This window comes from Pantoea sp. Ep11b, from assembly GCF_040783975.1.
Lineage (GTDB): Bacteria > Pseudomonadota > Gammaproteobacteria > Enterobacterales > Enterobacteriaceae > Pantoea.
In genome coordinates this window covers 23,349-49,707 of sequence record NZ_CP160632.1, presented here as the reverse complement: position 1 = coordinate 49,707, position 26,359 = coordinate 23,349, and the positions used below count along the sequence as shown (strand labels likewise).

Genomic DNA, 26,359 nt, shown 5'->3' with positions numbered 1-26,359 from the left:
TTGCTTCTGGTTAACTGTGATTAAATCGTGCAAAAGGTTTATTAAGGACTGGCATGAATTTTCGCCGAAAAAATGATGGCCCGACACCTGAAATCTCGCCGCTGCTGAGAAGCATTATGCTCTCGGGAATATTGCTTACCGCAACCGTGGTTGGACTGGATCTGTGGACGCTGCGCGAAGACTGGTATGAAACCGTTGATAAAGCGGAAGATGCGGCGGTCAATCTGTCGTTATCACAGGCACGTCAGGCGGATGATACGTTTTTGCAGACCGAAATCGCGCTGCGTGAAGTCCAGCGCGAACTGGAAAAGCAGATGGCCACGACCGGTGTGGATGGGGAGGCGCTCAGTCAGACGATGCGGCTGTTACAGAGCCGCCTGCCGCAGCTTCACGGTCTGTTCTACTATGATGCCAAAGGCGCATGGGTTGCGACCTCGATGAGCAGCGTGCCGCCGGGGATTGATAACTCCGATCGCGAATATTTCGATTATCATCGTGCCAGTCCGCGCAATAATCTGCACGTCGGTCCGGTGCTGCGCAGCCGCACCACGCACGAGCTGGTTATTCCGGTTACGCTCCGCGTTAACGACGCTTTCAACAGCTTCCGGGGTGTCTTACTGGCCACCATCAAAGTGGACTATTTCCGTCGGTTCTACAGCTATTATGAGCTCAGCGAAGGGGATGTTCTGGTGCTGATGCTGGCCGACAGCACGGTGCTTTACGCCCGCCCGATGCCGGATAGTTACATCGGTAAAAATCTCTCCGTCAGTCCGCTGTTTCTCAGAATACTGGCGAACTCGGATAAGGGTAGCGGCCAGTGGACGGCCGCGCTGGATGGCAAACAGCGCATCTTCGGTTTTGTCCGCTCACAGCGCTATCCGCTGGTGGTGGCCGCGGGCTATGACAAACATGCGCTTTTCAGTCACTGGCTGAAGAGCTGGGTTCAGGATCTGATTCTGAATGCGGCGCTGCTGGGCGTGATCCTTTTGCTGGGTTCGTTTGTACTGCGTCAGGCCCGGCATACGCTGCGTTATCAGCTGGAGCTGACCCGATTACGTGATGAACTGACCGCGGCTAATCGCACACTGGAAAACCTGGCGCATAATGACGGGCTGACCGGAGTTGCCAACCGGCGTCATTTCAATGAAAAGCTGGCCGAAAGCCTGGAGCGCGCAGCGCGCAGCGGAAAGCCGGTGTCGTTAATCCTGTTCGATATCGATTACTTCAAACGCTATAACGACACCTATGGTCATGTCGCCGGTGACGACTGCCTGAAAAAAGTGGCCGCTGTTATGAAAAACGCGGTCCGTCGCAGAGATGAACTTGCAGCCCGTTATGGCGGCGAAGAGTTCGCCATTATTCTGATGGAACAGCCGCTCTCTGCGGCGGTGAGTCTCGCGGAATCCATCACTGCGTCTGTCAGTAAGCTCGCCATACCACATCGGACCTCTGAATTACCGCAAAAGCATGTCACGCTGAGTGCAGGCTGCGCCGTATATCTGATGTCTGATCCAGAAGGATGGAAAAAAACGCTGATAGAACGGGCAGACGAAGCGCTGTATCGGGCTAAGCGGGCAGGGCGTAATCAGGTTAAAAGCGAAGAACGTCAGGAGTAATCCATCGCCCGGTTTTCACGGGATAGGGTGGTATTAAGAGGAAACGGCAGCGGAGTTCATCAGACAATAGATGTTAAACAAACCGCCTGAGTACTCTCAGACGGTTGTCATTCGGGCAGCCGGTATCAGATGAGGAAATCGTCCAGCGATTTACCCGCATCAATCGCGGTTTTAATAGCAGAAGGCGTACGGCCCTGGCCTGTCCACTGTTTAACTTCGCCATTTTCATCAGTGTACTGATATTTAGCCGGGCGAGGCGCGCGCTTTTTCTTCTCTGTGGGTGCCGCCTGCATGCCGTTTAACAGTTCGTTTGGATCAATACCTTCCTGCAGCAGTAATTCACGATATTTTGCCAGTTTCTCTGCTTTTTCACGGTTAGCCGCTTCAGAAGCCTGCGCTTCTTCACGCCGCTCACTGACGACAACTGACAGTTTTTCAAGCATTTCTTCCAGGGCAGCAAGGTCAAGCTCGCGAGCATTGGCACGAAGGGTGCGGATATTATTCAAGCTGTTGAGAGTGTCACTCATCAAAGTCACCATAGTCATGTTCAGATAATAAAATACAGAAGAGCGGGTTCACGCTGATGCTTTTCGTCAGACCTGCTTTTTTGAGAATGCTTGCCTTCGAATAATCATAATACAGAACCGGGAGTTCAACGCTGACATATTAATCGCTTTCTCTGAGAGTTTAAACTCTAATTAACGTCTTCACCTTAAACAAAAGTAAAGTTACTCTTTTTTTACGATTATCGCTCAAAGTGACAAAAAGACGCATCAACTGATACGCCTGATAATTGAGTTCCGTGAGGGATTGTTCCCCCTTCCGGGGCATTTTTCGCCACCGTCGCTTCGCTAATCCCGAACTGCTGAGTTCTTCGGGTTAAATGGCGTGACCGGTGTAACCTGCTCAGTCTGATATGCGCTGGCGCTGAGCCTAATAGAGGAGAGGGGCGCTGGTAAAACGTCGAAAAATTAATTCATTGTCCGCTCATTAATTACGGTTATCTGTAACCTTATGATAATCAATTATTTTATTATTAACGATTCAGCCCGGCCGCTCTGGCTGCGCCGGGCTGGTGAGTGATTAGTGCTCAGAGAAGAGGAGGGGAAAAAATAAATGGACAGACACGCATCCCTCAGACGATAAACCGCGTTGTTTCTGAATAAACTATTTACGTGCGTAATGATTTCTGAACAGGCATGAGGGTAATGTGGCCGGTTTTATCCGGCAGATTTAATGGCTGCCCCCCATCAGGCCAGATTATTGTCTAAATCAGCTGCGTGTTATGTGTCGGGCTCTCTGGCGACCACGCGATAGTCATTCAGGACAATCTGAGGCTCACTGACGGACGCAAAGGCCAGGAATTATTGGCGCAGGTATCCAGGCAATCTATCAGGGCTTGCGGTTAATTTACTGTCGCCGTTTATTCATCTGATAAACAACGTGACGCAGAGTGTGTCAGAAGCGGTAGAAGATCAGAATCTGGCAGTAACAGAAATGACCTCAGGAAAGCCGCGAACTGACTTTGTGATATTCACCCTCTGGCTTATCGCAGAAGGCGATGGGCTATACTTACAACAGCTGCAGCAAAAGGCTTTATCAGAGGGGCTGACATGTTTAAAGGCAATAAAAAGTCGTTACCGGTTCGCTACTGTAAAACGTGCAAAAAACCGATGACGTGGCGGAAAAAATGGGGAAAGTGCTGGGATGAGGTGATGTACTGTTCAGAACGTTGCCGGCGACAGCGCAATCAACCGTCTGATGAGAATTCAGTGTCCGCCAGACGTGATAGCGGACACTGAATCGAGCGGGCCAGGGCGCAGCCCGCCCCAACCACCCCGCGTATGTTATTGCTGGACCTCTATCTGCTGCCAGCCTTTTCTGAACATACAATCTTTGATCAGAATTTCCCGCTGGCTCTCATTAGCATCGCTGGTTGAGTAGTCCGTGTCTGTGGTTTTGTACTTACTGTCTTTTGAGGTGTATTTACCGCTCACAATATTATCTGGCGGTAAGTCGCGCAGCGCCTGAGCCTGACAGGCCGTTTCTGCCACGGTTTCTTGCTGCTCTGATGCATCGGGTTTGACCCATTTATACTGCACGCAGCCGGTCAGACAGAGAGTAAAGAACATCAGCATAAACGTTTTCATAATCTGCCTCTCAGTAATCCCCGTCTGAGATAAGACGAGAAGAAGAGCAAGGAAACCAGACCCTGTAACGGCAGATTTCCTTGCGGTATCAGGTGGCATTGTTATCCGGCGTCAGAATGTCAGGCCGCCACCAATATAGGGGCCATCGATCAGGGTATGGCCCGGACGCCCGTCTTTGCCATCCACACCCGCATAGCGATAGCCTGCTTTCAGCACCAACGGTCCCAGCGGCGACCAGCTGATCCCGCCATCCGCTTCCACAAAGTTTTTGACGCTGTTGGCCAGCCCTTCAGGAGCGGAGTAGCCTTCGCCATAGATTGCAAAGTCAGCAGGGAGCGAGAGTTTTATGCCTCCCCCGACAGGAAACGCGACGCCATCATCGCCTTTCTTACCACCGATGTAAGTGGCCTTTACGCCAGCGGTCAGCATCAGCGGACCAAGCTCCAGGTTATAGCCGGTTCCCGCCTGCCCAATCTGCACGCCATCCGAGGTGTTTTTGATCCACTGGCTGTCCAGGTAAATCCCGCCGGACGAACGCCCCATTTCTGCATCAAGCACAGAGTAATTTTTGCCCTGTTCTGCAGTCAGGCCCATCGCCATTGCAGAGGAAGAGACGCACAGCAGTACGCCAAGGCTGATAACTGACATTTTCATTGCTGATTTATTCCATAGGATAAGGTTTCAGGACGGCATAACCGATCGCTGTCTGAAACGAATTACTTTTGAACGATCTCTTTAACATCGTGCTGTTGCATCTGATGCGTATTTCCATCCGTGTCACGGTAGGAGATCATGCCGGTTTCTTTGTCTCTGGCTGGCTTGCCGTGGGTGGTAATCATATGCCCGTCATTGGTGGAGATCACATAATCACTGGAGCAGGATGAGAGGGTGAGCGCGGACGTCATCATCACAATCGCGAAGGCGATTTTTTTGCCAGAATCTGAAGGTGTCATTTTACTTACCTGTCATTACTTTTTAAGAAGATGCGGCATTATTTGCTCTGATTGTTAAACGCTATGATAACAATACGCCTCTCCGGCTATTAATACGGGAAAGCATGATCTGGATCAATTTCGCAGGTGACGAGTAAAGAAAGTGATATTACAGCGCAGAAAGGGCAGGTGCGGGTCATTTTTAAATATCAGTACTATGAAGAGGCAATACCTTTCCGTATTGTTTTTTTATTTTCTCAGCAAGAGGTGGGAATAAGGGTGAAATAAAATAGAAATGTCATGTTTCAGTTAATCTTTGTGGGTTTTGTTTATTTAAATATATTGATGGCAGATAAACTGAATGGTCTGTTTTAAAAGGGATTTAACATATGAGAAAGACAATCATTTTGGCGGCACTTGCCTCATTGCCGTTTGCAGGATTTGCGGCGACAGATACCTGTCGGGTTCAGTTGGCCGATATTTCGACGAAAACGGAACTGGCCAAAAGCCGTGGGGATAGTGCGGCCGTTGCCCGACTCAACATTGCCCGTGATAAAGTACAGACATACTGTTCTGACGACCGCCAGGCAAGACGTGCTTCTCGCGATGTCGGCCAGCGCGTGAGAGAGGTAAAAAAGGCGGAGCTTGAACTTCAGGAGGCCCAGCTGGAGCTGAAAGAAGCAAAAGCAGAGGGAGGTATCGACAAAATCAGAAAGAAGAGCAGCAGGGTTGAAGAGAAAAAACGCAGACTTGAATCCGCAAAAATGGAATTGCAGGACGCGCAGGCTGACGCACGGCGTCTGAACTAATTTCGTTATATTCTAAGGCTCAAGCAGTGAGCCTTAGATCCTCTACTGCTAATGGGATACAGTCAGCCCTGAGATCATCAGTACCTTTTCCGATTGAAATTCCGCCTATCCCCTCACAGAATTTACGCCTCATGCCGACAACACAGCCTCATGAAAAATCCGATACGCAATCCGGAGCTTTGCCGGTAAACAGCCTATCCAGACAGGCAGTTTTTTTGGCGGCATAGAGTAAAAAAAAACCACTCCGAAGAGTGGTCGTAATCAATAAAAATACTCAACGAGCAAAATTGTCGAATAAAACTTTTAAGACTGGGATGCGTTTATGCAGGAAAATATTAGCGTCGAACGGCCAGATAACCGAAGCTTTTTTTTTCTCAATATCAGACCACTGAGTTTTAATGATTGTCAAATTCAATAACAGGTTAAAACTGCACCATAAAAATTAATGACTTGTTTATTGTTTATCCTGGTTGTTAATCCCGACTATTTTATCTTTTTATAGCCAAAGAAGAATCTCACCGCGATGTATTCAGTAATGCTCAGGAATAAATATCGATGACTACCGCCTGCTGGAGCAATCAGGCCCCACCAGGCGACAAGGTTCATCCCGACGGAGAACTGAGAGAAACCGGAAAGGCATAGAGGGAGGTGGAAACTGTCCCTGCCATTACGTGACATTAAAGTACAGCATAATCCTGACCTTCAATCTGGCTGCACTCTTCAGTGAATCCCCTGCAGAGCCGGGCAGCAGAGGAATCACCACAGTAGATCAGAAACCCGGCTGCACAGGGGCTCTGATAGTCAGACACTGGCGGGACCATTACCTGCGAATCTGTGTCATTCACTCAAAGTAGCCGGGAGGGTAAGTGTTATCAGATATCGTCTGAGTTTTGTACAAAAGCAGAGGCGATTAGTTACAACACCCTATTTATTGTGACCTCAACCCTTAATAGTTCTGTAAACCCGTGCCTAAAACCTGAATGGAGCCGATCCGAAAATCCGAGTGCTCTTTGACAAGCCGCCCGCCGCGGCCCGAAGGGCCGTAAGGAAGTTTAAGCGGCTCTGTATGATGTAACTAAATTGATTCTCGTTTCGTCAGGGCCGTGCGTCAGCTCTCCTATGCCACTCCGTTATCGCACCTCTGACTGCCTTTATTCACCGCCTGTTGAGCTGTTATTGACGCTGGCGACAATTTTCTCCGTTGCCAGGATGCCAGATCAAAAATCGAAACGCTTATCATTTATAGAATAAGTGCTTCTTACAGAGAGGCGGGGCGTGAAATGACAGTAAATATGGGCCGTACTTACCGGATTCTTGGCTATCGCTCTTCGGTTAATGCCGCCTGGCGCCAGAAATTGCTGACGATGGGCATCTTACCGGGCGCCACAATCGACATTATTCGTGTGGCACCCCTGGGCGACCCGGTGCAGATTCGTACCCGTCGTGTCAGTCTGGCAGTGCGACAGCGTGATTTGGCCGACATCATCCTGCAGGAGATTGTCTGATGAAAAAGATAACCATTGGGTTAATTGGCAATCCTAACACCGGTAAAACAACGCTCTTCAACCAACTTACCGGGGCCCGTCAACGGGTCGGTAACTGGGCTGGCGTCACGGTTGAGCGCAAAGAGGGTCAATTTTTCACGGCACGTTCCGATGTACGGCTCATCGATTTACCAGGCACCCGTTCGCTGACGACGCTATCCGCTGAAAGCTCAATTGATGAGAGCATCGCCTGTCAGTATCTCTTTCAGGATAACGCCGATCTGGTGATTAATGTTGTCGACGCGTCAAGTCTGGAAAGCAATCTGTTTCTGACTTTGCAGTTACTCGCGCTGGGTGTGCCCTGCATTGTCGCCCTGAATATGCAGGATATCGCTGCCAGCCAGAACATCGTTATCGATGTCGCTGCGCTGTCGGCCCGGCTGGGATGTCCGGTCGTCGCCCTGACCTCGACAAAAGGTGAGGGTATTGCCCGTCTTAAAGCGATGATCGATCAGCCTCATATTTATCAGGCTCCGCAACCGATCTCTTATCCGCCAGCGATTAAAAGAGCAGTTGAGCAGCTCTGCCAGCTGATGCCTGCTGAGATCGCTTCCCGGAAAGGTTACTGGCTGGCGCTACAGCTGCTGGAGGGCGATATTAATAGCCAGAAACTCTGTCCGGCACTGCTGCCGCATCTGCCCGAAGTCATGGCGCAGGCGGGGGGCGACCCGGGCGTGGAGATTGCCGATTACCGTTTTCGTGCCATCAGTGCCATCTGCACCGCCGTCAGTAACATCGATCAGGCTCTGCCGGCCACGCTGACCCAACAGATTGATAAAGTCGTTCTGAGCCGCTGGCTCGGCATTCCGATATTCCTGGCCGTGATGTACGTGATGTTCGTGCTTTCCATCAATATCGGGGCCGCACTGCAGCCCCTGTTTGACAGCAGCTCGGTAGCGATATTTATTCACGGTGCGCAGTGGCTGGGCTATACCTGCCATTTCCCGGACTGGCTGACGGTTTTTCTGGCACAAGGTATTGGGGCCGGGATCAATACGGTGCTGCCGATCATTCCGCAGATTGGCCTGATGTTCCTGTTCCTCGCGTTTCTGGAGGACTCCGGGTATATGGCGCGTGCCGCCTTTGTTATGGACCGTCTGATGCTGTCGCTGGGGCTACCGGGCAAATCCTTCGTGCCGCTGATTGTCGGTTTCGGCTGTAACGTTCCGGCCGTGATGGGGACGCGCACGCTGGACACGCCGCGTGAGCGACTGCTGACCATCCTGATCGCGCCTTTCATGTCATGTGGCGCACGGCTGGCCATCTTTGCAGTTTTCGCCGCCACCTTCTTTCACGTTCATAGCTCCAGCGTGGTTTTCTCGCTCTATCTGCTGGGTATCGTCGTCGCAGTCGTGACCGGCCTGATCCTTAAACACACCCTGCTGGATGGAGAAGCCACGCCGTTCATCATGGAAATGCCGGTTTATCACCGGCCTCATCTTAAAAGCCTTCTGCTGCAGACCTGGCAGCGACTAAAGATGTTCGTGATACGTGCGGGACAGGTCATCATTCTGGTGAGTATGCTGATTGGCCTGCTGAGCAGCTTTGCCTTTAATGGCCGGCTTGTGGATGACATCAACCATTCGGCGCTGGCAACAACCAGTAAAATGATCACTCCCGCACTCTTACCTATCGGGGTGACTGAGGATAACTGGCAGGCTACCGTGGGCCTGGTCAGTGGCATCATGGCGAAAGAAGTTGTGGTCGGTACCCTTAACAGCCTTTATACCACGGAGGCGCTTCAGAGCAGCGCGTTTGATCCACAAACGTTTAATCTGCCCGGTGAGCTGAAAGCCGCACTGGCAGAGACCCGGGCGGGGTTGTCTGCTGCGTTCAGCATTGATGCGCTGTCTCACCCCCTTGATGCCAGCAAAGGCGACGGCGAAATGGCATCCGGTCCGATGCGTGTGATGTCGGCTAAATTTGGCAGTGGTTTTGCGGCCTATAGCTACCTGATCTTCGTGCTGCTCTATGTTCCCTGTGTATCGGTGATGGGTGCCATCGCACGCGAAGCGGGTAAGACGTGGATGACCTTCTCCTTTTTCTGGGGGCTGAATATTGCCTACACCACGGCCACGCTGTTTTATCAGACGGTGACGTTTGCGAAACATCCCGCGTACAGTGCGATCTGTCTGCTGAGCGTGCTGGCAGTAAACGGCATCATCCTGCTGGCAATGCGCCATGCGGGTCGCCATTTTACGCTGCCGATAATACTCAAAAATGAGAAAGGTGGGTGTTCCGGCTGTCACGGCGGTTGTGAGAAGCAGGAAGGTCTTGCGCAGTGAGTTAAGAAAAAAAGAGTGTTCAGCGCTGTTGAAGAGCGAGTGAGACGCAAAAACGGCCCCCGTCTCAGGTTTATCTGTTATTACCTGTCGTCGGTTCAGAGACTTCTGTGCCAGCGACAGGCTGCCGAAGTTAAACGAACCGTTATCTTCTTTTGCCGTCCCCGGGCAGAGTAAATATACTGCCGACTGATTAGCAGAAAATGAAACGCCTTATTTACCATAAATTCCAGGAATAAACAGGTATGGTTTGTTAAAAATCGGTTATTTTAACCAGCCAGATGAAAATGCAGGGTAGCGTATAAGTAAACGGGCTACCGCTGATCGCAATATAGAGTGTCATTAAGATGTCGTAGCAGAAAAGGGCGATAATGAAATTCAGGTTTATTATTTTTACAGGCGTCATGCTGCTGGCTGTTGTTTCAGTCATGGTACTTTCAGATATCATTTCTGGCCTGAAAAATTCACCCGAGATCGTTTTTTACAAAAGCCATCCGGAGCGGGCTTATGCCGTTTTCACTGTTTGCAAAAATCATCCTGATCCCATTGATGACTGCTATGCCGCCTACAGCGCCGCCGTTTCTCTGGCCGATTCAGAAGATTGCAGCGTAACGGGTAAAGAAACTAAACGACGATTCAAGCGGCTTGTCGAACATGCAAAGGAAGAGACGATTACTGAGGAAATAGACTCAGATTGCAATTCAGTTAAAGAACCCTCGTTTTTTGAGAAATGGAGCCGGAAAAAGGGATAGCGTCGTTAACGAAAAAGAGGTAGTGCTGCCGTCATCCGTCTGAAACAGCCCGAAATAAGTGACTGTTCTCACGATTGCAGCGGCTACCCAGTCGCACCAGTTGTGTTAACATTCTGCCAATGGGAACTCTATTAATTAGAGCTTATGTTAATCTGACTTTGGGTGGGTGCTATGAAAAAGACGCTTGTGATAACGCTAATCCTGACAGCGCTGACGGGTTGCGTTGACTATCAGTGGGTTAAACCGGGCATGGACAAACGGCAGGAAGAGATTGCGGAAACGCAGTGTAAAGCGCAGGCACTCAGAGACTTACCGCCTGACAACGAGATCACAGGTAAGTACACCTCCAGAGATGAAAAGCATAAAACCACGGACACCAGTTACTCATCAACCGATGAGAACGAGAGTAACCGTGATATTCTGGTGAAAGATTGCATGTACAGGAAAGGCTGGACGCAGATTGAAGTCCAGCAATAATCAACTTCACATCCTGATGCAGAAAACCCCACACCGGAATACGCTGTGGGGTGTGCTGGATTTACTTCTCAACCATATTACTGATCTGGTCGCGGTTAATTTCGTGTTTGTAGCCACCCGCGTCTTTGTAGGTTACGAGTCCGGTCGATTTATCGATTTCCGGCTTCCCTTTAGTAACAATCATTTCACCTGATTTGGTCTGCATAACATAGTCACTGGAACAACCCGCCAGCATGGTAACTGCTGCTGCAACAAAAGCGGCCATCACAAAAAATTTGCCCATCACTCGTTCCTTCTTATTGAGAAGATTATCAACATATTGCGCTATAATTTTATTAAAATCGCTGATATAAAGCCAGCATAGTCAAGCCTGCGCTTCTGGAATAGCACGTTCTGCCGATAGATCCTCAGAGTAATCATTCCGTCAGTTTTAAGTTAATACCTGTTAAAGTTTAGCGAAATTGTAGTCATTCGTGCACGATTAAATTCGTGCATTGCGTTGATGACAAATGGATAGATAGATTTCCGCCTGCGAAAAAATCCTCAGTGAATAACATCCTGAGGAAGCATTTCCACTCACAGTAGCTTATTAACTGAAGAGCATACATTGAACCCTATAATGCAGGCTTAATACGACTTAGCGCCACACGGACTTCCTTGCGGTAAAGGGAGCGACATCAAAAACGCTGGAGCAGCCTGAGTCGCGCTGGCACCTGGTCCTGTAAACGCTCTGAAATATCAGCTATGTGTGGCATGCTCAGCAGACGGCGGTACGCCTCTGTACCGGTTTACTCACAGCCTGTCCACTTTTTCTGTGGATAACTTCAGCCTGAAACGGGGCTGTCGTATCAGCCGGGGACGTCGGAGTCGGCGATCTGCTCCATAAATTCTACCATCGCCCCTTTATGCGCATCGACATGCCGGATATAGCGCATCAGGGTTTCCGGTTTTTTCCAGGTGCCTTCCTGCATAATCCGCGCAATCGGATAGCCTTTATCCGCCATATCCTGGGCTGCGCCGACCCTGGCACTGTGGCCACTCCAGCCGGTGTAGCGATTTTTATTGGCTTTGATCGCTCCACATTTTCCGGCGATGTCCCATGCCCGGCTGAAAATCTGCTCCAGTGCCCGCGTGCTCATTGGTTTTTCCATAATCTGAGCCCGCCCGGATCGATGCACGGCACAAAACAGATAGGCATCAGGATGGGCGGCCAGTCCGGAGACCTCCATCCACTCCTCCAGACGCTGAGTTGAACGACTGCTGAGTGCCTTAATCAGTCCACCGGTCTGCACAACCGTTTTTGTCCACGCAACGTCCAGGATGATTCGTCCATCAGCGGCACGCATGACATCGCGTACCCGTAATCGCGACAGCTCACTGATACGTAACAAAGTGGCATAGGCGACATGCAGGAAAGCTAGGTCGCGAAGCCACTGCGGGTTATCAGAACCTGACCACCGCTGATCAAGCAGCAGCAGATCGCCTAGTCTGAACGGAACCGCCTGGCCCGCCCGTTCGCCGTTTATCACTGCCACCCGGTTTATTTTCTTCATCGCACGAAAAACCAGTGGTGAGGCGTTGGGAACAGCAAGACCTGCGTTACGGTGTAACATCGAGATCAGTGCAGCGTGGGACGTGACGGTTGAAGAAGCCCGACCGCTCTCTGCCAGAAAGGCGAGATAGTCGCGAAGATCCTCTGCGCTCATCGGCAGAAAAGTGCGCTGATTATCTTCTGACCATTGATGACAGATCCGCATAACGCTGATCAGTTGTCGCCAGGTATTGGGAGAGAAAGCCTCTTTATCCTGAACGAACTGTCTGAGCCGTTCAGCGATATCACTATTCCGGGTCACCGTCAGGTTCGTTAGTGGTGCTGATTTACGCATTTTTGCTCACTTATTAACCTGCAATGCCAGCGATCGCGCTACATGAATTCTGAGAAGTTTGCAGGGCCGTAACCCGGCAGAATTTACGTAGCGTTGCCATTTTCGGGTACGCTTTTGAGGCGCTGTTTATGATAACCCGATGTCTGGTTGCTGTCATGACTTCGTATAAGAACAATTATACGAAGTCAGCTTTCGGGCTCTTAAAACTATCCTGCTGAACGTGTGGAGGAGGGAAGGTGAGGGATCGTGCATCTGCGCACATTTCAGTGAACAAACTATAAACAGCGAGATGGTAAAATTGGGTTTTTATACAAAACCGTATTCACGCTTTTAATAAAGATGATTAATTATCTGCGGAAATATTTGCTTAATTCTTTCATCCCTGCAGATGCGACAGGAGCATATGTTTATCACATTCAGGTGCAAAACGTGCTTACGCACCACCCCTTAAATTAAAGGCCGCTATCTGCATTCTGAAGCTATCACTGCTTTTAATACTTAACATGTCGCACACCATGCCAGTATAAAAAACTAACTCAATGAAAAAGGCAGGGCTTATAACTAAATCAGGCATACATCCAGATTTAAGTTTCAGGATTAGCATTTAATGCGCTACTTTCTCATTCGAGTTCGGGTGGTTTTTTTATATTTCCTTCTTAATTAGTGCAGAACCGGAGCGTTTACGTAAAAAATTTCTGTTATTTCGTGGCCAGACTGACGGACTCGTCATTTGCTGCCACCCAGGTTCATCGTGCCGATCCTGGTGATTATCTTATCCAGGACCGTATATCACTTTCTGGCGTAAAGGGATAAATCCGATGCGGTGAATACCCTGAGTGACGAAGCGGAAAAAAGGCGCGTAATATTTCTTTATAACGTCGTTAAGCACTGGTTGTAAGTCAGGTCACTGGTGGACCACGACAATCACTCTTGACAAAAATCAGGAAAAAATAATGAAAGCAAAATTTCTGGCCTTGTGCCTTATAGGTTTATCCTGTGCGCCTGCTGCTGCACTGGCAAAAAATTCAGTCACCTGTGTTAAAACGACTGAGCAGGATATTGCTACTCTTTTTGATAAATGGAATGATTCTTTGTCAACCGGAGACGCGACGAAAGTGTCGGAGCTGTATCTCAGCGATGCGGTTCTGCTGCCGACTATCTCGAACAAAGTGCGTCTGACTGATGAGGAGCGTGTTGACTATTTCAGGGCGTTCCTTAAAAAGGGGCCGACCGGTAAAATTAATTCACGCACAATCAGGATTGGATGTAATAAAGCGATCGATACCGGTGTTTATACCTTTAGTTTTAAAGATAATTCACACGTCACCGCGCGTTATACATTTACCTATGTCTGGGATGGACAAGAGTGGAAAATTTCTACGCACCACTCTTCAGCTATGCCAGAAAAATAAATATCCGTCTGGTGTGACAAAAAGCCCCTGAGCACTAAGCTGCAGGGGCTTTTTTTATCGGTCAGAAATAACCTGAGAAAAATAAAGAGTGACGCTGCACAGAACAAAAGGCCCCGGTGTCAACTATCCGCTGACCGCCGCACGTAGCCCGGCAGGGCGGTGCCTGAAAGAGATAACGCGTCATTGATTTTCCGTTAGCGCCGGGCAAATTTTCTGTGCTGTGAGGCGTCGATGTCTGAATTATCTGAACGGACTGCCTGCAGAAGGTGTTACGAGATTCGGCATCCGGCGCATACCGGCGGCATAAACGGGTTACTCTGCACCATATTTAACATAATTAGTATTGTGCGATTTAATTTGTCATCAGGTTAACTGGTTTCTTCTCTAGTCTGATAACGTCAGCGTTTATGCCAGCCTTCGTAAACAGTTGCTCAGATTAACAGATACTGTTATTCAGCTTATGACAGGCAATTTAATTCTGTTTCTCTGCGTTAAATCTGCTGACATTTAAGCTTATCTCTTCACTGACTGAATAGATTTCTGGCGCGGTCTGTCCCGCGATCGCAATAGCTCAGATGCGGCTCATTCAGGCAAATCAGAAATTTCTCTGGAAAAGGAATCATCAGTGCAATAGACCCATGACTGCCAAATAAAAATGCCTCACTTTAATGTGAGGCATTTTCTTGTTGCTGAACAGAATACTTATTTGAAATTGCCGTTCACAAAGTTGTTCAGGAACTGGGTGGCGATAGCATTGACAGAATCAGGATCATTCCAGCCCAATACTGCACCCAGGATAGAGCCACCGATAACCCCGATAATCGGACCAACGATAACGCCAACAAGCTGGCCGACGACGCCTACACCCAGCAAACCACCCTGATCGCCACCGTGGATACCGCCATAGGCTGCACCTGCCGCGAAACCGGTAGCGCCCAGAAGAATCGCGCTGCTCACTGCACTCCAGAAGCCCGCACCCGAAACCTCATTAATTTCCATCACATTCAATTCACGCATTTTATTATACCTTAAATAAATTTATTCCTGAAGACGGAGAAAATGTCAGGTTAATGAGCATTTTGACTTCCGACGCGGAGAATAATGCATTTTTAGAGGAACAATTAATATAGAATTAATTCTAAATGTGCCGGGTAATTAACACACTACCCTGGAGAGGGTGTTATAAGTGTGTCAGCTTACAACAAGCTGAATTTTTTATTAGTTAAAGATTTAAGGCACGCTGTATTGCAGCCTGGATTAGCCTCATTTGGTGACTACCTGATTAATGAGATAACCTCAAATTTCAGGTGAAGCGATCGGCAGGTTATCCGCTTTTGATACTGCTTGCGGCCATTCTCCGCTTTAGCCCTCCTTGAGGAATCCCTCAGGATAACCTACCTTCTGTCATTATTACTGACGCCGCACCCTTCAGATGCGGCAACGCAACCGGAGGTCAGATGACCCACAGCCATCCTTCTACCCCCTGCAGCGGCACGCTGTTTTTTGATGTTAATGAAACTCTGCTGGATACGTCAGGACTGAATCAGGCGGTGGCGCAGCGGCTTGGTAACAGGCCTGAGCGCGCCGAAGCCTGGTTCACCTCGGTGTTACATCATTCGCTGGTCGGGACCGTAACCGGCAGCTTCCACAATTTTGGTGATATCGCCGAAGCCGTACTGGAGATGACCGCCGCGCGATACGGTATCACCCTGCCGGAGGAGGCAACGCCGCTGGCCGAAATCATCGCCGCGATGCCTGCTTATCCGGATGTGGCCAGAGGGCTGACCGCTCTGCAGCAGCAGGGATATACGCTGGTCGCGCTTACCAACTCCTCTGCCGCGCTGGCGGAAAAGCAGCTGAGTTCCGCCGGGCTGGCCCCCCTGTTCACCCGTATTCTCAGCGTGGAACAGGTTCAGGTTTATAAACCCGATCTTAGGGTCTATCAGTGGGCGATGAAGGAGATGGGCCAGTCCGCGTCTGCCTGCATGATGGTGGCGGCGCATGGCTGGGATGTCGGCGGGGCAAAATGTGCTGGGATGAAAACGGCCTTTGTCGCCCGCCAGGGCCAGGCGCTCTATCCGCTGGCGCCCTCACCGGATCGCGTCGTCGATGATATCGTTGCGCTGGCTGCAGAGATCACCCCGCTCTGCTGAGCCGCATCAATGGATGTGCAGCGGTGTAGTGCACACTCACTGTTCTGTTTCAAACGCCGATCTGACCGCCTCGACGATACGCTGGGAGGTGGCATCATCCTCAAACAGCGGGAAGTTTTTTTTCAGCTTGCCGGAGACCTGCCAGCCATTCTCCTTCAGCGACCGGATGATGCGGCTGGCATCCTGATCGGGCATCTCAACGACCTCCTTCAGCTGCTGCTGAGCACGCTGAAACAGAACGAGCACCCGCGCTTCGTCGGCCATTTCGGTTCGCACGGTATGCTCGATCACTCTGCCCGTATAGAGGACATGCTCGGTCAGATCGGGGTAGCGCCAGGCAAAGCGGGCATCCTCATAGTCGCTGAAAATAAAGTTGCTTCGCGTGCCGTCCTGATAGGTTTTCAGCTCGCCAAAACGGTAGCAGCCCGCATAGCGTCGCATCAGCTTCTTAGAAAAGAGATCCAGCGTACGATCGTAGCCGACCCGGAAATCCATTGAGCTGGTGATGGTGGCGGAGACCGGCAGGATCACGCCATCCGGTATTGCGCCATCCCGGTTCAGCGTGTCATTGATGAGAAATCGATGGATACGCCCATTACCGTCGCGCATCGGATGGATATAGACGAAACCAAACGCGATAACGCCCGCCCGGGCCAGCGGCGCGGCACCCTGCGTCGCCTCTTCAAAGGCTTTCAGGCCCCGCATAAAGCGCGGGACATCCTCATAGTGTGGCGCAATATAGTGGACGATATCTTCGCGCATCGTCGACTGTCCGACAAACACCGGTGAACGTCGCAGCCCCAGGCCCAGCGCATCCTGCCCGAGGATCCCCTGCTGTATGGTGTGCAGACTCTCTTCGCTGAGCGGATCGTCAAGCTGACCGCAATACTGTGCAATGACATGCGCAAAGCGCTGAATGCGATCACCCTGATCAGACTCTTTTTCAATCAGAAAACTGGCGCGCGACTCTTTAAACGTCAGCCAGCTGGCGGTGCGCATCAGGACATCTGTACCAAAGGCATTGTCCAGGTCTCTGAGTGCCTCGTTCAGATCGAAGGCGAGCGCCTGTTCCACGGCAGGCGTCCTGCGCACCAGCGGACAGAAATCTGCCGATCCCGGCAGGTTATCGTTTATGCGCCAGCGTCGGTTACGCTTCAGCGTGGTACGGGTGAGATAAGCGCCGGATGAAATCGCCTCGACATAACCCCCATTGCTCACATCAGGCACCTCCAGCAGGTTACCGGTCAGCCATTCATAGAGAAATCCGGCCCGGCGCGCATACTGGCCAAACGGCTCCTGACGGCACCACTGTTCCAGTGGTTCAGGTCCGATGGCCGTAAACAGCCGGGCAAAGAACTCAAGATGGATCTCTTCATATTTGAGGCCAAAGGCGAAGTGACCGGCAAAGGAATCTTCCGGCTGGTAGCCAGGCGGATAGTGATTTTCTACCCGCCCCTGACTTTCATGGCGGGATCGTACCGTGCCGATGGCAGACTGCACGCGCAAAGGCTGCGCCAGTTCAATAGCATAACGTTCGCGCAGCGCGCTGAAGCCGACCAGCATGAGGGATCCTTTATCAATCTATTTAAAACGATAATAAAAAGGATATTTATCATGAAAACGCTAATCACTCTATCAGAAAAGCGTTAATGACCGATCGGAAACGATAACAGAAAGTGAAAACAGTGCGAAAATATTAACCCGTCCTCCGTCAGGGTTTAATTACGATGCAGAGCAGGCCAGCGACAATCATCACCACACCGGCCAGACTCTGCCAGCTGAAAGCCTCCTGAAACACCGGCAGGCTGACAGCCACCAGCCACACCAGTACGTAGCTGAGACTCAGCAGCGGATAGACCCGGTTGAGGGGGAAAAAGTGCAGCGCCTGGATCCAGCAGAGCATCGAGACACCATAAGCCCCCAGCCCGGCCAGCAGCATCAGGGCGGGCAGGATAGCCACCGCAGGCAGCGACAGGAGGCTGCTGACATCGGGCAGCCGCGGCATCGCCCAGCGCATCATTAACTGCGCGGCGGAAACCAGCAACACGCTACAGGCCACCCATCCATACCCTTTCATAGCTGACTCGCCATCAGTGCCACTCCGGTAACCACCAGCAACGTGCCCGCGATCTGGCGCAGCGTCAGCCGCTCGCGCCAGATAAAGCGTCCGGCCAGCGCGACGAAAATGAAATTAAGGCTCAGCATCGGATAGGCCTGGCTGACCGGCACCTGCTGCAGCACCCGCAGCCAGAGAAGCATGGCAACACCTAACAGCAGCACGCTGAGGGCAATCCAGCTTAAGCGCCCCTGGCGTGACAGCATATGGGTCGCCTGCTTCTGGCAGAGCTGGGCGCTGCAACTGAGCAGGCTGACCAGCACAATCAGCAGCAGCATCATTTCATCTGGCTATAGTAGAGGCCAACCAGCCTGCCCTGACGATACACCGCATCCGGCACCGGGACCTCCTCGCCGATATCGCTGTGAACTGAATCGACCAGCAGCAGCAGTGACACGCTGCCCAGACGGCGATGCTCGTCCAGCCAGTGGCTGAAGTCCGCCGCAGAAACGAAGCGGGATTGCGCATCAGGATAGCTCAGCCCATATTCCAGCTCGCCTCTGGCGTCATAGAAACCGATATCGCTGCGGTGCAGATGCCACGCTGCGGCAGAGGCCACACCGGGGTTATCCGCGAGGATAAAGCGGCTGGCCGCCAGGCGATCACTCATAGCTGAGACAAAGCTCTGCGGTTGCTTAGCGTCGCGGATTTTTGCCGGGATAGCAGAGCCGATTAACAGCGCCACACCCAGCGGGCAAAGCGCCGACGCCAGCCAGCGGTGCCGGGAAGATCGGCAGCTGTACGCGCCCACCGCGCCCCAGACCAGAAACGCCAGTGCCGCCAGTCCCAGCTTGAGTTTCTCCTGCGGGGCGAACAGCGGATGATGTGTCAGACTCCAGGGGGCCAGCACCAGCAGGACCGTCGCCACGGTCAGAATGCCAAAAATCAGGTTAATCCAGCCGTTGACGGTTAATGCCCGCCCTGCCCGTTGTGCCGTGTTCAGACCATAGTGCGCCATCAGCAGCGACAGCGGCACAAAACAGGGCAGGATATAGGTCGGCAGCTTGCCTTTTGCCAGGCTGAAGAAGAGCAGCGGCATCACCGTCCAGCTCAGCAGATAGAGCGCGCCAGGGTGCTGCTGACGCTGACGCCAGCCGATCATTAACGCACCAGGCAGCAGGGCCAGCCACGGCAGCGTGCCGAGCAGCAGAATCGGCAGGTAATACCAGAAAGGCGCTTTATGCTGCGCATTCTCCTCTGCAAAGCGCTGAATATGCTCCACCCAGAAGAAGTAGTGCCAGAAATCGGGTGCCTGATGATGGATAGCCAGCGCCCAGGGAGCGCTGATCGCCGCTGCCGAGAGCAGCGCCAGCGGACCATAGCAGAAGAGTTCCCGCAGCCGCTGCCGCCAGATTGTCCAGGGCAGAATCGCCAGAACCGGCACCACCAGCGCCAGAAAACCTTTGGTCATAAAGCCCATGCCGCAGGCGAGGCCCAGCAGCAGATACCCCCCCGCGCGCCGGGCGCGGCCGCTGGCCTCCGTCGCCAGCCAGAAGCTGCACATCGCCGCTGCCAGCCAGAGCATCAGCATGGGATCAAGCACCGCATAAGTGCCGACACCGTAGACCAGCAGCGAACTGAGGAATATCACGCTGCCGACTACGGCGGTGCGTGCAGAACCAAACAGCCGCCTGCCGAGCCAGTAAATCAGTAGCGCGGTGACCGTCGTGGAGACGATCGATCCCGCCCGCACACCAAAATTGTTATGGCCAAACAGCCATTGTCCCAGCGAGTTGATCCAGTAACCGGCCACCGGTTTTTCGAAGTAACGCAGGCCGAAGAAGTGTGGCGTGATCCAGTTTCCGCTTGCCAGCATCTCCCGGCTGATCTCCGCATAGCGGGTCTCATCGGGCTGCCAGAGATCGCGGAACATCGGCGGGAGCAGGTAATAAAGGATAAAAAAGCTGAAAAAAAGTAACCACGTCGTGTTGTTACGTATCCGCACTAGTTCGCCTCTTCAGTGAGTTTCTGACAACCCAGCCACCCTTCCCGGCCGGCGATTTCTCCTCTGACAACCCGGCCCAGCGGCAGGGTGTTCAGATCGGCGGGCAGCAGCTCGCTTAACGGGCAGAACTGAATGCCGTGGCGGGCCGCCGCCGTCAGCAGCCGGTCAAAGTCCGGGGCGCCGATAATGCCTTCCACTTCAGCATGGATGGTGTAAACCGCCCCCTCATCCGCAGCCAGCATCTTCGCCAGAATATAGTCGTTGTAGCCTTCTGCGCTGACCTCGCGGCCAACCACTTCATCCCATGTCGGCAGCGTCACCGGGATCTGAACAGTGCCGATCTGTCCGTCCGGCAGCAGGGGCCGGAAGGGGCCGGTGCCGCGACAGTCGCTGTTATAGTGGAAGCAGAAATCCTGCTTGGCCGCGAGCACCCGGCCATCGGCGCGCCAGCCGGCCACCGCCGAGCAGCTGACCGGATGGCCCAGGATCTCACTCAGCGTCTCCGTTCCACGCGCGATCTGCTCAACCAGCTTATCCTGCGGCCAGACACCCGCCCACGTCTGCCAGGCAAAATGGTCCCAGGCGTGCAGCCCCATCTCGTGATAGCGGGCGGTATCCTGAATGATATGCCGCAGGCCGCGTCCCATCTGCTTGCCTGGCCAGGCCGTTCCGGCGAGCAGAATGTCCCAGCCATAGAGCGATGCTGCGCGGGAGCGCAGCATCTTGATGAGGAAAGCCGGTTTGATCAGCCGCCAGAGATGGCGGCCCATGTTGTCCGGCCCGACGCTGAAGAAAAAGCTGGCCCGCACCGCATGACGCTGAAACAGCGCCAGCAGCGTCGGCACACCCTGCTGCGTGCCGCGCCAGGTATCTACGTCAATCCGCAGACCAATCTTTTTCATCACTTGTCAGCCTGTTGCTCAATGGTACGCAGGAAGAAGTCCAGCGTATTGTCGATCGTGACATCCATCGTGACGGTTGGCGTCCAGCCGAGTAAGCGGCGGGCGTTGCGGATAGCCGGTTTACGGTGCTCCACATCCTGGTAGCCTTTGCCGTAGTAGCTGCTGCTCTCCACTTCGCGGAAGCCGGCAAACGGCGGGAACTGACTGCGCAGCGGATGACGCTCGAAGCTCGACAGCAGCTGCTCGGCCAGCTCTTTGATACTGGCTTCGTTGTCCGGATTACCGATGTTGATGATCTGTCCGTCACAGTTCTGCTGCTTGTTTTCGATGATGCGGAACAGCGCTTCCACGCCATCCCGGATATCGGTGAAGCAGCGCTTCTGTTTGCCGCCATCAATCAGCTTGATGGGCGAGCCTTCCACCAGATTCAGGATCAGCTGCGTAATCGCGCGGGAACTGCCGATGCGCGCCGCATTGAGGTTATCCAGACGCGGCCCCATCCAGTTGAAAGGACGGAACAGGGTAAAACGCAGCCCCTCTTTTTCGCCGTAGGCCCAGATGACGCGGTCCAGCAGCTGTTTGGAAACCGAATAGATCCAGCGCTGCTTGTTAATCGGCCCCACCACCAGGTTAGAGGTGTCCTCATCGAAGCTGTCGTCCGTACACATGCCGTACACCTCAGAGGTGGACGGGAAAATGATACGCTTCTGGTATTTCACACAGTCGCGGATGATTTTCAGGTTCTCTTCGAAGTCGAGCTCAAAGACGCGCAGCGGATTACGGGTGTATTCGATCGGCGTGGCGATCGCCACCAGCGGCAGAATGACGTCACATTTTTTGATGTGATACTCAATCCATTCTGAGTGGATCGCGATATCCCCTTCCACAAAGTGGAAGCGCGGGTGATCGAGGAAGCGGCTGATGGCGTCGGAGCTGATATCCAGCCCGTAGACCTCAAAATGCTCATCCTGCAGCAGTCGCTCTGTAAGATGGTTGCCGATAAAGCCGTTGACGCCCAGGATCAGAACACGGGTACGACGCTGCAGAACGGATTGCGGTTTGGAATAGAGCAGCGCGCCCGGCACCATGCCTAGGCTCTGCGCCAGCTGGCTGCCGTTCATGTACACGCCATGCTCAGACTGCCCGGTCAGGATTTCAAGCGCGCCCTCACCGCAGGCGATCAGGAACGGCTGTTTAGAGATCACCGTGCCAGGCTTCGCCTGATGCTGCTGAGGATGAACCTGGCTCTTCCAGACGATAAATTTGACCGAACCGGCAAAGGCGAACGCGCCAGGCCAGGGATCGGTGACCGCTCTGACCAGATTGTGGATGGCTTCGGCGGGCTGATTCCAGTCGATACGGCCATCTTCTGCCGTACGACGACCCACGCGGGTCGCCTGGCTCTCATCCTGCGCCCACTCTGCGACGTCTCCCTGACGCAGGCGAGGCAGCACGTCGTCCAGCAACTGCTCCGCAGCCTGGGTCAGTTTACGGTGCAGCGTCAGCGCGTTGTCCTGCTCCGCAATGTCAACCTTCTGCTGAGCCAGAATATTCCCGGCATCGGCACGCTTCACCATGCGATGCAGCGTCACGCCCGTTTCGCGCTCGCCGTTCACCAGCGCCCAGTTCAGCGGAGCGCGGCCACGGTATTTCGGCAGCAGCGAGCCGTGCAGGTTAAAGGCCCCTTTTTCAGCACATTGCAGGATCTCATCGCTCAGCAGATTGCGATAGTAAAAGGAGAAGATCATCTCTGGCGCCATCGTGCGGATGCGGTCGAGCCAGATCGGATGATTTGCCTCGTCCGGTGCGTAGACCGGAATGCCGTGCTCTGCCGCCAGACGCGCTACCGAGCCGAAGAACGGATTTTCGGTCGCCACATCGTTGTGCGTAAAAATGGCGGTGATCTCGTAGCCTGCTTTCAGCAGTGCATTGATGCCGACACAGCCCATGTCGTGATAGGCGAAAACGAGGGTCTTCATGATTGAGTATCCTGTACTGAAGGCTCTTCAGGAGCCTGAACAATGCGTTGAACGAAATAGCGCGGACGCGCGCGAACATCGTTATAAATGCGCCCGATGTACTCCCCGAGCAGTCCCATACCCACAAACTGGGCGCCGATAAACATGAACAGCACAGCGAACAGGACGAAGACACCATCCCCCGCCCACGCCGCACCAAAGAAGAGTCGCAGGACGAGCAGCACCAGCGAGAAAGCGAAACCGGAGAGGGCGATCAGGCTGCCGACCACGCTGAGCAATCGCAGCGGCGTGGTGGTCAGGCAGGTCACCAGGTCGTACATCAGGTTGATGAGCCGCATAAAACTGTATTTCGAGTCACCAAAGGCGCGCTCGGCATGGATCACCGGCAGCTCAATCGTGTGACGGGCGAAAGTGTTGGCCAGAATCGGGATGAAGGTGCTGCGTTCATGGCAGTTCAGCATCGCATCGACGATGTGGCGGCGATAGGCGCGCAGCATGCAGCCGTAATCACCCATCGCTTTGCCGGTCACGCGCTGAATTAACCGGTTGAGCGTGCGCGAGGCCTTACGACGGAACCAGGTGTCCTGGCGCTGCTGCCGGACAGTGCCCACCACGTCATACCCCTGACAGGCAGCCTCGACCAGACGCGGGATCTCTTCCGGCGGATTCTGCAGGTCGGCATCGAGCGTAATGATCAGATCGCCGCGAACCTGGCTGAATCCGGCCATGATGGCGGAGTGCTGACCGTAGTTACGGTTGAGCAGCACGCCCTTTATCCGGCTATCGGGTACAGTAGCAGCCTGTTCGATCAGTTCGGCTGAACGGTCGCTGCTGCCGTCATCCACCAGCAGAATTTCATACGCCAGGTCGAGGGTGTCGCAGGCGGCGCCGGTGCGCTGTAACAGCTCCGGCAGACTCTCTTCTTCGTTGTAGACCGGGATCACCACGGAAAGCATATTAATAGGTTGAATATCGCGCATCTCAGGCTCCGGCAATGTCATGCAGAGCCTGAATCACACGCTCAACATCCTGATCCGTCATGGACGGGAACAGCGGGATCGAACACATCTGCTGACTGTTGCGTTCGCTGGCGGGCAGCGACAGATCCGGATAGTGGTTGCGGTAATATTTATGGGTATGAGCGGCACGGAAATGCAGACCGCTGCCGATGTTTCGCGCTTTCAGCGCCTGCATCAGCGCATCGCGTGACAGGCCGCAACGCTGTTCATCTGCCCGGATAATAAACAGATGCCACGCATGCTCATGGGGCCAGTCGGGCAGTGACAGCGGCGTAAACGGCAGCGTGCGCAGCGCAGCCAGATAGCGTTCCGCAATCTCGCGACGGCGGGCGATAAAGCCCGGCAGTTTCTGCAGCTGCACCAGCGCGATCGCCGCGCTGATATCCGGCAGATTGTATTTGAAGCCCGGCATCATCACTTCCGCCTGCGGCAGCCGTCCCTGAGTCTGGCGATCGAAGGCATCGACCGCCAGGCCATGAAATTTCAGACTGCGAATGCGATCGGCGAGCGCGGCGTCATCCGTCACCACCAGGCCGCCTTCTGCGCAGGTGATGTTTTTGATGGCGTGAAAAGAGAATATCGCCGTGCCGCGATAGCCTATCGGCTGGCCATGATAGGTGGTGCCCACGGCGTGGGCGGCATCCTCAATAATGGCGATGCCATGCTGTTCAGCCAGCGCATAAATCGGGTCGAGATCGGCGGGGGCACCGGCATAATGCACCGGAATAATGGCGCGCGTCCGGGGGGTAATTGCCTGTGCAATCTGTTCCGGCGTCACCATCAGGTTGTCAGGATCGACATCAATCATAACCGGTGTGGCGCCGAGTAGCGTAATCAGGTTCAGGGTAGAGACCCAAGTCATGGAGGGGGTGATCACTTCATCGCCCGGCCCGATTCCCATGGCCATCAGCGTGACATGCATCCCCGCCGTGGCAGAGCTCACCGCAATGGCGTGCTGATTGCCGGTCAGCAGAACAAAAGCCTGCTCCAGTTCGGCGCATTTTGCTCCGGTGGTAATCCATCCCGACTCAAATACGGCCTTAACCGCAGCCAGCTCTTCATCACCGAACGAAGGGCGGGAAAAGGGCAAAAAATCCATGCTAAAACTCCTGCAGATCAAACCTATAAACTGTCGCGCGTTTTAATCAGGCACAACGCCGGAAAAAGGATTCAAATAGCGGTTTATTCACGCCCGGCAATTGTGTTATCAAGCTCATACATCCCCGTTATGGAATTGATGTTACCGAACTGCTAATACAAACTACCGCACGAAAGTTAACTGAACATTAAATGGATAGCGTGTATAACAATAAAATCAATGGGAAGTACATCAGGGATTTTCGAAAAAGTTCACTCACAGATTGCAGATAATCCCGCTTATCACCACTCTTTTTGTTTTATTGATAATGTGTTTATAAATCAGCAGATTTTACCGGTAACAGCCGCCGGAAAGGTGGCAGACGAAAAAGACCGCACCCGATACCGTGTTTCAGGTCACTGATTTTTATACGCCTGTCTGTGCCGGTGAGTCGCGACATGAGCGCCGGAAAGCAGCAGCATCGTGTGTGCCCGAAAGCCCCGCTTTAATACAAACGTCTTAATATAATCTTAATATTTACGATTATTCTTTTTATGACCTCACATGCATCGTCATTTTCTGGTGAAATGAGATGTCTCTCAGTTAATATCTTTCCAGTAAAATGTACCCGCAACGTAAAAACAGTGCTAAAAAATTGAATAGAATCGCGGAGTCAGGCGTTAACGTTGGGTCTGCCAGAAAAAGAGAAAATAGTGATGATACGTGCCGCCTGTTTATACGCTCTGCTTGCCCTGTTAAGCCCGGTGATTTATGCCGCACCGAGGACCTATGCCATTATTCCGGATAAAACAACCATTGGTCTTTCCTGGCGTGCTTTCGGTCACGATTTTTCGCAGGCCAGGCTGCAGGGTGTAACCGGAACCGTGATACTCAATCCGGATGACGACCGTGATAACCATGTCGAAGTGAGTATTCCGGTCGGCACGCTGGTGGCGTCTAACAGCCTGCTCACCTGGCAGCTGAAGAGCGATCTGTTTTTTGATGCGGAGCACTATCCGCAGATTCACTTCGTCAGCAGCCGCGTCGTCGCGCTGGGTGGCGGTCAGTACCGGATTTTTGGCGTGCTGACGGTGAAAGAAGTCAGCCGGCCGGTGATGATGCTCGCCTCGCTCGACAGCGGTGAGGCGATCGATCCGGCTTCACGCGCACTGGCTCTGCACGCATCGACCGCGATCTCCCGCACCGCGTTCCGGGTAGATCGGCTGGTCGGGGTGGTCGATGACCGGGTGAACATTGCGCTGGCGATTGCCGCGCAGGTAAACGCCCCGCTCCGCTGAAGGCGCAGC

General features: G+C 53.0%; 25 protein-coding genes. 10 read left to right on the top strand and 15 right to left on the bottom strand.

Annotated elements, in window-relative coordinates:
* Positions 1 to 53: 53 nt before the first annotated feature.
* Positions 54 to 1,616 (top strand): diguanylate cyclase, encoded by a 1,563-nt coding sequence (locus AB1748_RS18515; protein WP_367396395.1) that lies wholly within the window; start codon positions 54 to 56, stop codon positions 1,614 to 1,616.
* A gap of 125 nt (positions 1,617 to 1,741) precedes the next feature.
* Here AB1748_RS18515 and AB1748_RS18510 read toward each other — a convergent pair whose 3' ends face one another.
* Positions 1,742 to 2,143 carry an H-NS family nucleoid-associated regulatory protein gene (locus AB1748_RS18510; protein WP_111138315.1) on the bottom strand — a complete coding sequence of 134 codons (402 nt, stop codon included), beginning with the start codon at positions 2,141 to 2,143 and terminating at the stop codon, positions 1,742 to 1,744.
* Positions 2,144 to 3,229: 1,086 nt separating this feature from the next.
* On the opposite strand from AB1748_RS18510, the gene AB1748_RS18505 reads away from it, so the two are divergent.
* Positions 3,230 to 3,418 (top strand): DUF2256 domain-containing protein, encoded by a 189-nt coding sequence (locus tag AB1748_RS18505; RefSeq protein WP_367396394.1) that lies wholly within the window; start codon positions 3,230 to 3,232, stop codon positions 3,416 to 3,418.
* 45 nt (positions 3,419 to 3,463) lie between these two features.
* On the opposite strand, the gene AB1748_RS18500 is transcribed toward AB1748_RS18505, so the two are convergent.
* From AB1748_RS18500 to AB1748_RS18490, 3 genes are all read right to left on the bottom strand, one after another.
* Positions 3,464 to 3,766 carry a hypothetical protein gene (locus tag AB1748_RS18500; RefSeq protein WP_367396403.1) on the bottom strand — a complete coding sequence of 101 codons (303 nt, stop codon included), beginning with the start codon at positions 3,764 to 3,766 and terminating at the stop codon, positions 3,464 to 3,466.
* Positions 3,767 to 3,877: 111 nt separating this feature from the next.
* Positions 3,878 to 4,420: a YfaZ family outer membrane protein gene (locus AB1748_RS18495; protein ID WP_111138312.1), complete on the bottom strand. Its 543-nt coding sequence runs from the start codon at positions 4,418 to 4,420 to the stop codon at positions 3,878 to 3,880.
* 62 nt (positions 4,421 to 4,482) lie between these two features.
* Complete coding sequence (locus AB1748_RS18490) at positions 4,483 to 4,719, bottom strand: YgdI/YgdR family lipoprotein (RefSeq protein WP_367396393.1); 237 nt, start codon at positions 4,717 to 4,719, stop codon at positions 4,483 to 4,485.
* A 368-nt stretch (positions 4,720 to 5,087) separates the two neighbouring features.
* On the opposite strand from AB1748_RS18490, the gene AB1748_RS18485 reads away from it, so the two are divergent.
* The 5 genes from AB1748_RS18485 to AB1748_RS18465 all read left to right on the top strand — a co-directional run bounded on the left by AB1748_RS18485 (position 5,088) and on the right by AB1748_RS18465 (position 10,562).
* Positions 5,088 to 5,507: a DUF1090 family protein gene (locus AB1748_RS18485; protein ID WP_111138310.1), complete on the top strand. Its 420-nt coding sequence runs from the start codon at positions 5,088 to 5,090 to the stop codon at positions 5,505 to 5,507.
* A gap of 1,280 nt (positions 5,508 to 6,787) precedes the next feature.
* Entirely contained in the window at positions 6,788 to 7,012 is a 225-nt protein-coding gene (locus AB1748_RS18480; protein WP_111138309.1) for a FeoA domain-containing protein, read from the top strand.
* Entirely contained in the window at positions 7,012 to 9,336 is a 2,325-nt protein-coding gene (gene feoB, locus AB1748_RS18475) for a Fe(2+) transporter permease subunit FeoB (protein WP_111138308.1), read from the top strand. The genes AB1748_RS18480 and feoB overlap by 1 nt, the downstream gene beginning before the upstream one ends.
* A gap of 368 nt (positions 9,337 to 9,704) precedes the next feature.
* Positions 9,705 to 10,085, top strand: a complete 381-nt coding sequence (locus tag AB1748_RS18470; RefSeq protein WP_146240814.1) for a hypothetical protein — start codon at positions 9,705 to 9,707, stop codon at positions 10,083 to 10,085.
* Positions 10,086 to 10,256: 171 nt separating this feature from the next.
* Complete coding sequence (locus AB1748_RS18465; RefSeq protein ID WP_111138307.1) at positions 10,257 to 10,562, top strand: membrane lipoprotein lipid attachment site-containing protein; 306 nt, start codon at positions 10,257 to 10,259, stop codon at positions 10,560 to 10,562.
* Between the two features lie 61 nt (positions 10,563 to 10,623).
* Here AB1748_RS18465 and AB1748_RS18460 read toward each other — a convergent pair whose 3' ends face one another.
* Positions 10,624 to 10,845, bottom strand: a complete 222-nt coding sequence (locus tag AB1748_RS18460; RefSeq protein WP_111138306.1) for a YgdI/YgdR family lipoprotein — start codon at positions 10,843 to 10,845, stop codon at positions 10,624 to 10,626.
* A 565-nt stretch (positions 10,846 to 11,410) separates the two neighbouring features.
* Positions 11,411 to 12,448 carry a tyrosine-type recombinase/integrase gene (locus AB1748_RS18455; RefSeq protein ID WP_111138305.1) on the bottom strand — a complete coding sequence of 346 codons (1,038 nt, stop codon included), beginning with the start codon at positions 12,446 to 12,448 and terminating at the stop codon, positions 11,411 to 11,413.
* Between the two features lie 953 nt (positions 12,449 to 13,401).
* Between AB1748_RS18455 and AB1748_RS18450 the strand changes: the two genes are divergently transcribed.
* A complete protein-coding gene (locus AB1748_RS18450) occupies positions 13,402 to 13,860 on the top strand; it encodes an SgcJ/EcaC family oxidoreductase (protein WP_111138304.1) in 459 nt (152 codons plus the stop codon).
* A 702-nt stretch (positions 13,861 to 14,562) separates the two neighbouring features.
* Here the strand turns inward: AB1748_RS18450 and AB1748_RS18445 are convergent.
* Positions 14,563 to 14,877 (bottom strand): colicin V synthesis protein, encoded by a 315-nt coding sequence (locus AB1748_RS18445; RefSeq protein WP_111138303.1) that lies wholly within the window; start codon positions 14,875 to 14,877, stop codon positions 14,563 to 14,565.
* 440 nt (positions 14,878 to 15,317) lie between these two features.
* On the opposite strand from AB1748_RS18445, the gene AB1748_RS18440 reads away from it, so the two are divergent.
* Positions 15,318 to 16,013: a haloacid dehalogenase type II gene (locus AB1748_RS18440; protein ID WP_111138302.1), complete on the top strand. Its 696-nt coding sequence runs from the start codon at positions 15,318 to 15,320 to the stop codon at positions 16,011 to 16,013.
* A 36-nt stretch (positions 16,014 to 16,049) separates the two neighbouring features.
* Here the strand turns inward: AB1748_RS18440 and AB1748_RS18435 are convergent, their stop codons facing one another.
* From AB1748_RS18435 to arnB, 8 genes are all read right to left on the bottom strand, one after another.
* Positions 16,050 to 17,576 (bottom strand): Fic family protein, encoded by a 1,527-nt coding sequence (locus AB1748_RS18435; protein WP_111138301.1) that lies wholly within the window; start codon positions 17,574 to 17,576, stop codon positions 16,050 to 16,052.
* A 148-nt stretch (positions 17,577 to 17,724) separates the two neighbouring features.
* On the bottom strand, positions 17,725 to 18,090 hold the full coding sequence (arnF, locus tag AB1748_RS18430) for a 4-amino-4-deoxy-L-arabinose-phosphoundecaprenol flippase subunit ArnF (protein WP_367396392.1): 366 nt from the start codon (positions 18,088 to 18,090) through the stop codon (positions 17,725 to 17,727).
* Positions 18,087 to 18,407, bottom strand: a complete 321-nt coding sequence (gene arnE, locus AB1748_RS18425) for a 4-amino-4-deoxy-L-arabinose-phosphoundecaprenol flippase subunit ArnE (RefSeq protein WP_367396402.1) — start codon at positions 18,405 to 18,407, stop codon at positions 18,087 to 18,089. The genes arnF and arnE overlap by 4 nt, the downstream gene beginning before the upstream one ends.
* Positions 18,407 to 20,074 (bottom strand): lipid IV(A) 4-amino-4-deoxy-L-arabinosyltransferase, encoded by a 1,668-nt coding sequence (gene arnT / locus AB1748_RS18420; RefSeq protein ID WP_367396391.1) that lies wholly within the window; start codon positions 20,072 to 20,074, stop codon positions 18,407 to 18,409. Before arnT ends, arnE begins: the two co-directional genes overlap by 1 nt.
* Complete coding sequence (gene arnD, locus AB1748_RS18415) at positions 20,074 to 20,976, bottom strand: 4-deoxy-4-formamido-L-arabinose-phosphoundecaprenol deformylase (protein ID WP_111138297.1); 903 nt, start codon at positions 20,974 to 20,976, stop codon at positions 20,074 to 20,076. The genes arnT and arnD overlap by 1 nt, the downstream gene beginning before the upstream one ends.
* The gene (arnA, locus tag AB1748_RS18410) at positions 20,976 to 22,955 is read right to left on the bottom strand and encodes a bifunctional UDP-4-amino-4-deoxy-L-arabinose formyltransferase/UDP-glucuronic acid oxidase ArnA (protein WP_367396390.1); all 1,980 of its coding nucleotides are present in this window, start codon (positions 22,953 to 22,955) and stop codon (positions 20,976 to 20,978) included. Before arnA ends, arnD begins: the two co-directional genes overlap by 1 nt.
* Positions 22,952 to 23,935, bottom strand: a complete 984-nt coding sequence (gene arnC, locus AB1748_RS18405; protein ID WP_111138295.1) for an undecaprenyl-phosphate 4-deoxy-4-formamido-L-arabinose transferase — start codon at positions 23,933 to 23,935, stop codon at positions 22,952 to 22,954. Before arnC ends, arnA begins: the two co-directional genes overlap by 4 nt.
* A 1-nt stretch (position 23,936) precedes the next feature.
* Complete coding sequence (gene arnB, locus AB1748_RS18400) at positions 23,937 to 25,073, bottom strand: UDP-4-amino-4-deoxy-L-arabinose aminotransferase (RefSeq protein WP_367396389.1); 1,137 nt, start codon at positions 25,071 to 25,073, stop codon at positions 23,937 to 23,939.
* Between the two features lie 695 nt (positions 25,074 to 25,768).
* On the opposite strand from arnB, the gene AB1748_RS18395 reads away from it, so the two are divergent.
* Complete coding sequence (locus AB1748_RS18395; RefSeq protein WP_367396401.1) at positions 25,769 to 26,350, top strand: YceI family protein; 582 nt, start codon at positions 25,769 to 25,771, stop codon at positions 26,348 to 26,350.
* Positions 26,351 to 26,359: the final 9 nt, after the last annotated feature.